Origin of the sequence: Prevotella sp. ICM33 (assembly GCF_000517825.1) — a bacterium.
In the GTDB taxonomy this organism is placed as follows: domain Bacteria; phylum Bacteroidota; class Bacteroidia; order Bacteroidales; family Bacteroidaceae; genus Prevotella; species Prevotella melaninogenica.
In genome coordinates this window covers 57,498-70,850 of sequence record NZ_JACD01000016.1, presented here as the reverse complement: position 1 = coordinate 70,850, position 13,353 = coordinate 57,498, and the positions used below count along the sequence as shown (strand labels likewise).

8 protein-coding genes are annotated in these 13,353 nt (G+C 40.8%); all 8 read left to right on the top strand.

Going from position 1 to position 13,353, the window contains the following annotated elements:
* Positions 1-40 precede the first annotated feature (40 nt).
* Positions 41-724 carry a porin family protein gene (locus HMPREF1505_RS03395; protein WP_036922517.1) on the top strand — a complete coding sequence of 228 codons (684 nt, stop codon included), beginning with the start codon at positions 41-43 and terminating at the stop codon, positions 722-724.
* Between the two features lie 196 nt (positions 725-920).
* Positions 921-2,198, top strand: a complete 1,278-nt coding sequence (locus HMPREF1505_RS03390; protein ID WP_036922582.1) for a DUF3078 domain-containing protein — start codon at positions 921-923, stop codon at positions 2,196-2,198.
* A 347-nt stretch (positions 2,199-2,545) separates the two neighbouring features.
* The gene (locus HMPREF1505_RS03385) at positions 2,546-6,031 is read left to right on the top strand and encodes a SusC/RagA family TonB-linked outer membrane protein (protein ID WP_036922515.1); all 3,486 of its coding nucleotides are present in this window, start codon (positions 2,546-2,548) and stop codon (positions 6,029-6,031) included.
* Between the two features lie 5 nt (positions 6,032-6,036).
* Positions 6,037-7,584 (top strand): RagB/SusD family nutrient uptake outer membrane protein, encoded by a 1,548-nt coding sequence (locus HMPREF1505_RS03380; RefSeq protein WP_036922511.1) that lies wholly within the window; start codon positions 6,037-6,039, stop codon positions 7,582-7,584.
* Positions 7,585-7,625: 41 nt separating this feature from the next.
* Positions 7,626-8,258, top strand: coding sequence for a fasciclin domain-containing protein (locus HMPREF1505_RS03375; protein WP_036922508.1), 633 nt, complete (start codon positions 7,626-7,628; stop codon positions 8,256-8,258).
* Between the two features lie 2 nt (positions 8,259-8,260).
* On the top strand, positions 8,261-8,734 hold the full coding sequence (locus HMPREF1505_RS03370; RefSeq protein ID WP_036922505.1) for a hypothetical protein: 474 nt from the start codon (positions 8,261-8,263) through the stop codon (positions 8,732-8,734).
* 165 nt (positions 8,735-8,899) lie between these two features.
* Positions 8,900-10,228 (top strand): thioredoxin family protein, encoded by a 1,329-nt coding sequence (locus HMPREF1505_RS03365; RefSeq protein ID WP_036922502.1) that lies wholly within the window; start codon positions 8,900-8,902, stop codon positions 10,226-10,228.
* Between the two features lie 9 nt (positions 10,229-10,237).
* Entirely contained in the window at positions 10,238-13,090 is a 2,853-nt protein-coding gene (locus tag HMPREF1505_RS03360; RefSeq protein WP_036922499.1) for a pitrilysin family protein, read from the top strand.
* Positions 13,091-13,353: the final 263 nt, after the last annotated feature.

The window sequence follows — 13,353 nt, the reverse complement described above, 5'->3', positions numbered from 1 at the left end:
TTTAACATATATAGTTTTAACAAAATAAATTGCAAAACCTATGAAACGAATAGCTATTCTAATCGTATTAGTTACATCAACTTTGGTATCAATGGCACAGAATAAACCTGGTACATGGTCAGTGATACCGCATGTTGGAGTGTCAATTTCTTCTTTGTTAGGAGGGTCTGGTATTTACGAAGTTGCTGACAATGAGGTTGTTGAGGTTAAACCCTATGCGTCATTAGGCTTTATTGGCGGAGCAGATGTGATGTATCAAGCATCAGATGTTGTTGGCGTTTCAGCTGGTTTATCTTTTGTTCAAGCAGGTTGTAAGTTTAAAGATGGTGAAGGAAAGAACTCTGTAGTATATAATCGTAATTTGCGAATGGATTATGTTGCTATGCCGATTCTAATCCATAGTTATTTATTACCAGGATTCTCAGTAAAGGCAGGTGTAGAGCCAACTTGGTTGCTTGGTGCAAGAAGTCATGAAATACAACAGTGGTTTGATGTGGACAAGGAGAGTAGGAAGTCTAACTTCCACGAAGATGAGTTTACTATCGATATAAAGAATGGTATGCGTAAGTTTGGTCTTTCTATACCAGTTGGTGTAAGCTATGAGTACGAAAACGTTGTGTTAGGGGCATTATATCATGTGGGAGTCTTTAAGATTTACAAGGAAGGTGACTCTTCTCGTAGCAGCGTGTTTGAGGTGTCTGTAGGTTATAAATTAAATCTTTAAGACAAGGCTAAGGCTTTTCTTGTTTATTAAAGAAATAGGATAACCATGTAATATCGTTGTTCGTTGTCTTTCATTTCAGGAAGAAGTGGAAGACAACTAATTATATAGGTAAATTGCTTATAGTGGTTAAGATTTTCAGTAAATAGGGCTGTAATTTAAAAAAAATACCGTAAGTTTGCACATTATAATAAATATGATGAAACGGAATTTTTTAATCACATTATTTCTAATAGTGAGGTTGGGTGCTATTGCTCAAGTGAATCATCCTATCTCTGTTCGTAGTGATGAACGGCCGTCAATGGATAAGATTCAAGCGTATATTGATTCACTAAAATCGCTGAAGGATAGTGTGTTTACACGTAAGATGCCGAAAGTTCAACGCGGGCAGAGGCTTCGTCGGAATGATATGCGATTGTTTTTACCACTGACCTATTATGGTAATGTGGCAGAAAGACTGTTTACACGTGATAGAAAGGAAAGTCCAATTCTCTCAGAGTTGATGCACCTTTACTTGACACGTCCTGACCTTGTGGAGGGTACTGATCGTATGGTACAGCAACAGCAGACGAAATTAGATGATATTAAAGCACCAATACATCATGATCCTACATTGGTAGAGAAAGTGGCTGATCGTCCTGTTGAGCCAACAAATGTACCTGTAGATGTTTTGGTAAAGCGTCCTAATTTCTGGACGTTTAGTGGTGATTATGCTCTACAGTTCCTGCAGAATTACGTATCTGGAAACTGGTATAAAGGTGGCGAAAGCAATTATTCTGCTTTGGTTTCATTGGTCATGCAAGCTAATTATAATAATAAGCAGAAAGTGAAGTGGGAGAACCGTTTGGAATTAAAATATGGTATGCAGAGCAGTCGCTCCGACTCCCTACACAGTTTTAAGAGTACAGAGGACCTGATTCGTCTCACCTCTAAACTCGGTTTGCAGGCAACAAAGCGTTGGTATTATACGGTTCAGTTTATTGGCAATACGCAATTTAGCCATTCTTACCGTTCAAATGATCCAAAGATTTATTCAGCTTTTGCAGCTCCGTTGAACATAAACCTTTCTATCGGTATGGATTACTCGGTAGACTGGATGAACCATCGTTTGAAGGGTAACTTCCACTTGGCACCATTAGCTTATAATATGAAGTATACTCGTATGTTAGAGTTGACGCGTCGTTTGGGTATCAAGGATGGTAATCATTTCCTACATGACTTCGGTTCTGAGTTTACGGTTGATTTAGAATGGCAGTTGATGGAATCGCTTACTTGGAAGACACGCCTTTATGGCTATTCGACTTATAAGCGTACGGAGTTAGAATGGGAGAATACCTTTACCTTCCGCTTTAATCGCTATATATCAAGTCGTGTGTTTATCTATCCTCGTTTTGATGATGGTGTAAGTCGTGATGACCATTATGCCTTTTGGCAGTTGAAGGAGTTTGCTTCTATAGGCTTCCAGTATAGTTTCTAATTGAATGATGCAAGTTAAAAGGTATAGAGGCAGTTTCGTGGGTTCTATCATCAATATAACCTTAAACGTAGAGGAAGATGAACGTAGCGGAGTATCTAAAACTTGAAACGTAAATACTAACCATCCCCTTCTCGTACAGAGAGGGGGATAGTTTGTGTTATTATAACTGCATTTCTTTTACTTTTTTTATAATCAATAGACTTTGTGATTCAAGATTTTTATGTACATTTGCATCGTAATCAATATTAATACCGTTTTTATGTAGATTTTATTGAGCGCACATTTGTGAAGGAATCTAATTCTTTTAATAAGTTAATATCAAAAATAATAACAATAAAGACTAATCAATGAAGTATCATCAACGCATGTTTAGAACTTTAAGAAGGTTACCTTCTTTGGTGTTTCTGACAACTTTTATCTTGATGCTTTCGTGGAGTTCTCCTGCTTCTGCACAAGTAGCGGGTAAGAAATTCTCGATTTCGTTTAAGGATAAGAGTGTTGCTCAGATTTTGGATTTCATTTCTACAAAGGGAGACTACAAGATTAATTACTCTGACGATGTTAAGAACGACACGTTGCTTCTTACGATATCGTTTGAGGATGTAGACGAACTGAGTGCTGTGGAAAATCTATTGTCTCACTCATCTTTCGTCTATAATATTGATGGCAAGGTGATTGATGTGTTCAAGATGAAGAACGCAACACAAGGACAATACACGATTCGTGGCACAGTAAAAGACAAAGACGGATTGGGAGTGCCTTTTGCTATTGTGCAAATTAAGGGTACGTCGCAAGGTGTTACCGCTGATATTGACGGTAACTTCTCAATGCCTGTAGAGAAAGAGGAGGGGACGATTACTATCTCCAGCGTGGGCTATGATGCTAAAACGCTAAAGTATCATGCTGGTAAAGCTATGAACGTTATCCTGACTTCTTCAGCTATCGCAATGGGTGAGGTTACGGTTGTTGCCTATGGTAAGCGTAATACACGTGAGCAAGTGGGTGCTGTAGCTTCTGTAAAAGTTGAGGATTTGCAGAAGGCACCAACGGCAAGTATTGAGAACCTCTTGCAGGGTCGTATGGCTGGTGTAGATGTAACTAACCTCTCAGGTTCACCTGGTGGTGGTGGTTCTCGTATTACTATTCGTGGTTTTAGCTCTCTTAATCAGAAGGGTATCAATGATGGATCCCCTCTCTATGTGATTGATGGTATTCCTGTGTCAAGTACTGCAGGAGATGAAACAAGTGGTATCAACCCATTGTCAGGACTCGATCCTTCAAGTATTGAGTCTGTACAGGTACTTAAGGATGCTGCATCAGCGTCCCTCTATGGTTCACGTGCTGGTAATGGTGTTATCCTTATTACAACGAAGAAGGGTAAGTCTGGACGTTCTGAAGTGAGCTTTAATTTCTCACAGTCTCTTTCTTGGTTGCCAAGTACACCAATGCAAACCCTTGGTAAGGGTGAACGCGATATTGCGCTTCTTCTTGCAAAGAGTCAGAGAGGTGCACATTATGATTATATCACAGATAAGTTGATTTATCCAGGTTCTTATAAGGATTCCTATGGTTGGGATGCTGATAATGATGGTGCTTACGACTATTTGTGGCGTAATGGTAGGGTGTTAGACTCAGAACGTCGACTGCCAGGTATTGCACAAGATTCACTTAACACCTTCTATAATAACAGAACAAACTGGTGGAAGTATGCCTTCCGTGTCGGTAAGGTGACCAAGGCTGATATGTTGTTGGCTGGTGGTACTGACAATATTCGATATATGGTTAATGCTGGTGTCTATAATGAGACTGGTATTATGATTAGTTCTAACTTCCGTCGTTTTAGTTTGTTGAGTAATCTTGATTTCAATCTGTCAACAAAGTTGAGTGCTTTCACACGTATTAATCTTACATATGCTACGCAGAAATCTGGAGCAGGTGGAGGTCGTGTGCAGGGATTGACATTCGATCCGAAGCGTACATCAACTCTCTTGCCTGGTAAGGGTAGTACTGCTGAGCAAGTGGCATTGAGGCAATTGAGGGATATTGATAGGAACAACTCAAATTATAATGTTCGTTTGAGTGTCGGTTTGAACTATAACATCTTGAAGGGTCTGAAGTTCTCTTCTACTTATTCGCTTGACCATTACTTCACACGTGTGTACACGTTCACACCTGACTATTTGAAGTATGATAAGAAGTCTGAGGTTCAGGCTTCCAATATTGCAATGACGAATATTCAGACAGAGAATATTCTTACTTACAACTTGGCATTACCAAGTGAGCATAAGTTGGAGTTGATGGCTGGTATGACATATAACTATGACTTGTTGCAGAACTTAAGCGGTACTGCAAAGGGCGGTCCTACCAACTCTATTAAGTATGCAGGTGAGGGATGGCCTTCACTCTTCAATGATGGTGGAACAGTAAGAGCAGCACAGAGCTTCCTTACTAACCAGCAGGAACAGTCATTGCTTAGTTTCTTAGGTCGTGCTGCTTATAGCTATAAGAAGCGTTACATGGCTGAACTTTCTATCCGTGCAGATGGATCAAGTGTGTTCGGTAAGGATGTACGTTGGGGAACCTTCCCTTCTGTTGGTCTTGGTTGGGCATTCAGTGAAGAGCACTTCATGAAGAAGTTCTGGTGGTTAAGCTTCGGTAAACTTCGTGCTTCTTGGGGTAAGTCTGGACAGAAGTTCCAGGAGCCTTATTTGGCATTGGGTGTGATGGAGGAGAGTAACATCTTTAACGGGTCGTTAGGTCTTATCCCGCAATCTATGGCTAATAAGAAGTTGACTTGGGAGGAGAGTGACCAGTATGACCTCGGTCTTGACTTGCAGATGCTGGATTATCGTTTGAAACTCAAGCTCGATTATTACTATAAGTATTCAAGCAAGCTGTTGATGCAATCTTATCTTCCAGGTAATGTCTTCCTTGCTACAAATATGTGGGATAATGCATCTGCTATCTCTAACGAAGGTATCGAGTTCGAGGCTCAGTATGATGTTATCCGCAAGAAGAATTGGAACTGGAGCGTAGGCTTCAACCTTTCTCATAATAAGAACATGCTGCGTAAGACATACAATGGCGAAGACCTTAATGATAAAGTCTTAGGTCGTCCAGTCTATGGTATCTATACTTTCAAGGATGAGGGAATCGTTCAGAAGGAAGAAGATATCCCAATGTATCTTAATGCATCAGGTAAGCAGATTCCACTTTACTTCCAATCAATCAATAATCCATTGCGTGTGGGCGGAAGAAAGATTAAGGACCAGAACTATGATGGTGTGATCGATGATAAGGACCTCTATTATGCTGGTAGCACACTTCCTGCAGTTTATGGTGGTTTGAATAGCCACTTGGAGTGGAAGGGATTGAGCTTTGATGTACTCTTCAGCTATACCATTAGCCGTAAGGTTATGAATATGTATAAGAACAGTGCCTTCACCTTTACAAAGGACTTCGGTGTAATCATGAATTACTTCCATGCTGGTGACTTCTGGACAACAAGCAATAGAGATGCGAAGTATCCATCACTTGAGTTTGCTGATAAGGATTATGTAGGTCAGTTTGATGGTAACGTCGATTCTAACATTGAGAATATTAGTTTCCTACGACTCAAGCAGTTGGTTATTGGTTATCAGATACCTAAGAACTGGCTGAAGGGTTCATTCATCAAAGATGCTAATGTTTACCTCAGCGGAGAGAATTTGTTCTTGCTTACCAATTACTCAGGAGTAGACCCAGAAATTATTAATCCTTATTCTGGTAAGGACGATGGAACACAGTATCCATTGAATAGAAAGGTTACTTTGGGTCTCAACTTAAAATTCTAACAGAAATGAAGAAGATTATAATGCTCTCAATATGTGGTTGTCTTCTGTCCTCTTGCAGCCTTGACTTGCAGCCTGAGAACGGATTGACTTACAGCAACTCGTTCAATACAGAGAAAGAGTTGAATGCGACAACCACTTCTATTCAATACTATATCAACACCGTTGTTGGCAATAACTATGTTCTTTCAACAGCAGGTATGAAGGCTGACGAGATTCTTGATGGCAAGCAGTTACGCCAGTGGAATCCACGAACAGTAATAACAAGTGAGTATTCATGGAAGGGTCTTTACGACATTATCTTTGAATCAAATCTATTGCTTGATAATATAGATAAGACAAAAGACTTGGCTGAAGATCGTCGGAAGTATCATGTAGGACAAGCTGAATTCGCTCTTGGATTGTCTTATTTCCTTTTGGCACAACGTTATGGTGAGGCAATCATCACTGATAATTCTTCAGAGATAAAGCCTTACTCTCTCTCTTCACAGAGTGATGTGCTTAATGCTGCAATAGAACATGCAAAGAAAGCATTGGATATTCTGCCTACATGGGATAAGTTGACAGACTTGAATGGTGTTTCTATCACTAATCGTCAGACTGCTTCAAAGGGTACTGCTGCAGCCTTACTTGCACAGATTTATGCGTGGAAGGGTAGTGTGACAGAACTTTATAAGTTGCAGGGTAATGCGCAAGAAGATTATCAGAAGTCTATCGATTACTCAACACAGCTTATCGATGGTCAGGTAGGTAACTATCAGCTTTGCTCTTCACCAGAGGAACTCTGTACGTATCTGTCTAATGAGAAGTCTCCTAATCCAGAGGCAATCTTCAGTTTGTACTTTGATAAGACGCGCTCAGAGAATGTTGTTTCTCCTAATGAAGTGGCACAGAACTTTGTGAGCTGGCCTGTAAGAGAGGACCAGACATTAGCTGATTTACCATCAAGTAGTACCTATCAGCTTTATACTTCAACAATAGAAAGCTTGTTTCCTGATGCTTCTGACCAGCGTCTACAGTCATTTTTCTATCAGTGGGGTACCTCACATGAGGTAGATGGAACTGATTACGCTATTATGTATAAGTTCAGAAAAGCAATTATGGATGCCGATCAGTATTCTGCAAGTGGTAAGACTTACCGTACGGTAGATGCTGACTATGTTTACTGGCGTCTTGCTGATTTCTATCTGTTGAGAGCAGAGTGCTATCAGAAGTTAGGCAACGATGCAAAGGCTATCGCTGACCTTAATGTGATTCGTTCACGTGCTGGTGCACTTTCTTATCCATCAACCTACGATACAGAGGGACTGAAGAAGGCTATCTTCCTTGAAAGAGAGAAAGAGTTTATCGGTGAAAATGATGCACGTTATGCTGATGTCATTCGTAATGGATATGTGAAAGAAGAACTGCAAGGTAAGTTCCTTTTGCTGACCAATCAAGACATTCAAGGCGGTGCACTCTTCCTTCCACTTCCAAAGGATGCATGGCAGGATAAAGATGGACACGTTATTAATACCCAGTTGCGCCAGAAGCCATATTGGCAGGCTTATAACTAATAACGGGTTAGGAACGTTACAATAAATATATTGTTTGATATATGAAAAAGATTATATATATAATAGCTGTGTGTCTGACAATGGGAGTACTCTCCAGTTGTACCAAGTATAACTTTGATGACACAGGTCTTGCTAATGGTAAGCACGATATGACGATGTGGGAATACTTCAAAGGCGATAGCTATAACTGGGATTCTCTTTGCGTGATGACTGAGCGTGCAGGTTTAGTTTCTCTTTTCCAAGGTACAAGTCAGTATGGCAAGAACTTCACGTTCTTTGGTCCTACCAATCATAGTATCAATCGTTATCTCTATGATAATGGAATGACGAGAGTGTCTGATATTCCTGTTGCTGACTGTAAGAAGTTTATCTTAAATTGTGTTTTACCTAACAAGCGAGTGATGCTTGATGATTTTAAGGAAGGTGTTAAATCTTCTGATGCATCAACACCAATTGGTAAGGGTGGTGAGACTGTAGAGATGGCTTCAGGCAATCAGTTGTGGATTTACACGTTCCGTGAGGCTTACAACGGTGTGCCAGCTGCTGGACCTTTGCGTATCCACTTGGTCTCTCCTACGACAACTAAGACTTCTGACGTTGCTTCATGTAATATTGAAACAAACACAGGAGTGGTTCACTCACTTGTTTATGACTTCAACTTAACCGACTTTTAAAAATGAAAAAGATGAAGAAAGGAATCGCATTGCTATGCCTTATGGCCCTTACAATAGGTTTTATGGTATCATGTAGCAAAATGGATGTAGGCTATCTGAGAACAACTGGAGCATCTTTTACTCCCGATTCTCTTAATGCCTTCCATAACGTTGATGCAACGAGTGAGCGTGGTATCAATAAGTTACCATTCGTTTCAACACGTATCCAAGGTGTTGCAGGAACCAACCCTATCAATTATGAGTTGTTTGGGGTTAAGGCTGACAATCAGGAACAAGCACAGTTGTTTATGAAACTCTATAAGGAGGGCAAGATTTCTGTTACTGGTGGTCTGATTGTTGTCACACAAGAAGCTACGCAACAGTTGGCAAACGGCAGATATCGTCTTTCTCTTAAGGTGTATAATCAAGACCATGAGGTAGTCTTGGAAAACATCTTTAAGGTGGTAGTAACAGATGATGAGCTGCCTGTCGAGTAATTTCGATAAAGGTATATTGTAGATGTATATACTACGTTCAGCATTGACTTTAGGCGTATTCCTCTCATGTATTAAAAAGATAGATATGAATAATATCAATGCTGTAAGTAGGATACAATTTAATGAATAGATTGAATAAAATAATCCATTAAAAACAGATTAAATATGAAAAGAAGAAGATATATCTTACTGCTTGTATCTCTTTTGATGATGGCAGTACAGCTTCGTGCACAGCAGGGTACAGAAGCCGCAAATGGTATTAAGTTCTTTAAGGGAACTTTCAGTGAAGCTTTGGTAAAAGCTAAGCAAGAGAATAAAATTCTGTTTATTGACTTCTACGCAGTGTGGTGTGTTCCTTGTAAGAAGATGGCAAAGACAGTTTTCACACAAGAGGAAGTTGGAAAGTATTTCAATGAACACTTTATCAGTCTGCAGTTAGATGCAGAGAAGGGTGAGAATGTTGATATCGCTAAGAACTATAAGGTAGCAGCATATCCAACAGTAGCTTTCATTGCACCAGATGGTAAGGCCTTGTCTGTGAATACAGGTGCGATGGATAAGGATGAACTCATGGAGGCTGCTAAGATTGCAGCAGGTGAGAGTGTAAGTTTTGAGGAACTTTACAATAAGTACAAGGCTGATAACAACGACCTTGACGTTCAGCAACAACTTCTTCTCAAGGCACCATCATTTTTGCAGGCGCAGGAGGGTATGGATGCAGATAAGTGGGTAACCCGTCTACAGAAACTTTATAAGAACTATGTAGCTGCTAAGGCACCATTGAAGCTTATCAATGAGAATGACTATCGTATCATTCTAACATTGGAGGGTGATGAAGATAAGGAGCACAAGCAGTATATGATTGACCTTATGAACGACCACCTTGATGACTGGATGAAGAAACTTGGTAAGGCACCTGCCTACTACATTGTTGAGGCTAACGACATCTTTGCCGAGGATATGGCAAAAGATGGCAACGTAAAGTATAAAGACTATGTAGAGAAAGTTAAGAACCAGTATGCAAAGGCATACGAGGTTGTAGGCTTGACAGGTATTACTCCATACGAGAAAGCAAAGCTCTACTTTGATGCTCTCTACAACTTGTATAAGAATAAGGATGTAAATGGCTATGTGAAAGCTATGGAAACCTATTTTGGCAAGATGGAGAACAACCTCCGTTCAGCCGACTATGGTAAGGCAGCACAGAACCTCTACATGGCAGCAGGCAAGAGTCTGAAGGCTAAGGATCATGAGGTAGCTATCAAGTGGGCTGAGAAGGCTTTGTCACAGGAAGATGCTGTGATGGACCGTGTCAACTATATGGTAATGATAGGTGACTCTTATCGTGAATTGAAGAACTATACCAAGGCACGTGAATACTATAACCAGGCATTTGCTGAGACACTCCGTTTAGAGAATATGGAGATGCCACAGGCTATGTTGCAGGGTGCAATCAAGCAGAAGCTCTCTACGCTCGAACTCCTTGAAAAGTAAACAATGACTATGTTCAAGAATATCACTAAATGCCTATCGAGCGTGCCAGTGGCACTGCTCATAGGCTTTTTGTTTTTTCCCTTTAGTCCTGTCAATGCACAGATGAATGGATTGCGAAAGGGAAAACTGGCAAATGGGCTTACTTATTATATCTATAATGATGGTTCTGCTACTGGTGAGGCACAATACTACCTCTACCAGAATGTAGGTGCTATTTTGGAGAATGATGAGGAAATGGGATTGGCGCACGTGTTGGAGCATTTGGCTTTTAATACGACAGACCACTTCCCTAATGGTGTGATGAACTTCCTTCGCAGTAACAACCTCAATGACTTTGAGGCTTTCACAGGTGTTGATGATACGCGTTATGCCGTTCATAACGTACCAACCAATGATGCGAAGCTAAATGAGAATATGCTTTGGGTGCTCCGTGACTGGTGCCATGGCGTCAAGATGACTCCTAAAGACATTGAAAAGGAACGTGGTATTATCCTTGAGGAATGGCGTCATCGTTCGGGAGTAGACCGTCGTCTGACAGATGCCATTGCCCCTGTTGTTTATAATCATGCCGGTTATGCTACTCATAATGTGATTGGTTCACAGAAGATATTGGAGACCTTCCAGCAGAAGCAGGTAAAGCAGTTCTATGATAAGTGGTACCGTCCTAATATGCAGTTTATTGCTGTTATCGGTGATGTTGATGTCGACCAGATTGAAAAGAATATCCAGACAGTTTTCAAGACATTGCCAGCTAAGCAAGCCCCTGCTGTAAATCCACAGACAAGACAGATTCCTGACAATACCACACCGCTCTATATGCGTTTCATTGATCCAGAGAACAAGAGTGCTTCTTTTGGTCTTTATCAACGTTATGAGGTGAAGGGCAACGCTCCAGAAGAGGACCGAGTACGTCAGTTTATCTTCACTAAGTTCTTCAACACATTGGCTCCAAAGCGCTTTGTGATGTTGAAGAATGCTGATAAGGAGAGTTATATTGCCGCTGAGGTGAGTCTATCTCCTTTGGTAAGAAACTATTATCAGATGGCATGGGATATGGTTCCCTATCAGGGTAATGAACAGAAGGCGCTTCAGCAGATGTTAGCTGTACGTGATAACTTGCGCGACCAAGGCTTTACTGCTGCTGAGTTCAATACTGAGAAGGAGAAGATGTACAATGGAATGAAGGATGTTCTCGAAGCAAAGGGATTAGGTACACCAGACAATGCTTTAATGCTTTTCCGTCAGAACTTCCTCTATGATATTCCTGTACAAGACTTCCGCGGACAGATTAACCGTAACCTTGAGACTTTGGTTGAGTTAGAGGTTGAGGATATGAATGCTTGGATGAAGTCATTGCTTAATGATAATAACCTTGCTTTTGTCACTTATTCTAAGTCACAGAGTGAGATGAATATTACCGAGAATGACCTTATGGCTGCATTGAAGGAAAAGAGTTCATTCAGCGATATGGCTCATGCTGATGGTATGAAGCCTATCAGTCAGTTGATTGACTTCCCTCTGACAGGAGGAAAGATTGTTTCTGAAAAGCAGTTGAAGACTTTGCAGGCAAAGGAGTGGACACTCTCTAATGGTGCGAAAGTTCTTTATCGTTACGTTCCAGAACTGAGTGGTAAGTTCCTCTTTGCTGGTTCTGCAGAAGGTGGAAAGTCTATTGTTCCTGCACAAGAACTTGCCAACTATAATGCAATGCGTTCACTCTTGATGCAGTCAGGTGTATATAATTACAACCGAAATCAGTTGGCGCAGTGGCTACAGGGTAAGAATATCAATCTCTCCCTCTCATTGGAAGACTACAGTGATGGTATCGGTGGTAATGCACCTGTTGACAAGGCTGACGATTTCTTCAGCTATCTGTATTTGATTCTGTCACGTCAGAACTTCTCAAAGTCTGCCTTTGATAAGTATGTCCAGCGTAACCTCTATGTTTATGAGAATCGTGCAACAACAGGTATGGCTGCCGTACAGGATTCTATCCAGCAGTTGCTCTATCCAGTTAGTGCGATGAATCCACGTCAGGATGAGGCTTTCTTTAAGTCAGTTCAGTTTGATAAGTTACAGGAACAGTTCCAGGCACACCTTGGAGATGCATCACGTTTCACCTATTGTCTTATTGGTGACATTCCAGAAGCAAAGGCAAAAGAGTTGGTGCTTCGCTATATCGGTTCTCTCAAGGGTGAAGGTAAGCCTGTGAAGACTGCTATCCAGCCAATGGATTTCTCGTCATCTACGCCTGTTATCAAGCGCACTTTCGAGACTGAGACAGAAGGTGGTATGGCAGAGATTGAGATTTCATTTGCCAATAAGCAGAAACTGTCTGAGCGTGAGCAAGCTGCTTTGGAAGTGATGCGTGGACTCTTGGAGCGTCGTTATTTTGATGTATTGCGTGAGAAAGAGCACCTAACTTATACCGTAGGTGTACAGAGCAACTATACTTCACAGCCAGTAGCTGGCGAGAACCTTAACATTCATCTTTCTACTGCGAAAGAGAATGCTGACAAAGCTGTTAGCCTTGTTTATAGTATTCTTGATGATGTGAAGGCTGGCCGTTTCACTGCTGATGAGTTCAAGGCTGCAATGGTACCTTTGGCTGTTGATGAGGAACAATCAGGTGCAGCATCACAGTCAAACAGTGACCCATCAGTTTGGATGGCTTTATTGAACATCTATGCTGAGACTGGCAACGAGCTATCTCCAAATGATAATGCCGCTTCCGCACCAGTATTCAAGACCCTCACACCACAAGATATCACTGCTGTAGCTATGAAAGTGATGACAAATGCTAAGCAGCGTGAGATTATTGTCAAGCCTGCTGCGCAAGAAGGTAAGCATACTTTTAAGTAATTAATGGTAAGTAAATTTAATAAAACAGAGGTGTACCAAGAGTGCACCTCTGTTTTTTTGACTTTGTACATGATGTACTGAGACCGTTAATAGTCTATTCTATTATTATCCTATGACACAGAAAACCTTTTTCTTTTCATACTAACAAGCAAAAATATGTGTTTGAAAAATCATTACACATTTCCAAGTAAAGGCTCTATAAATAACGGCAAAAAGACGTCTAAAAGGTGGGTTTGTAACTTACAGGTAGTCAGTTAGTTGTA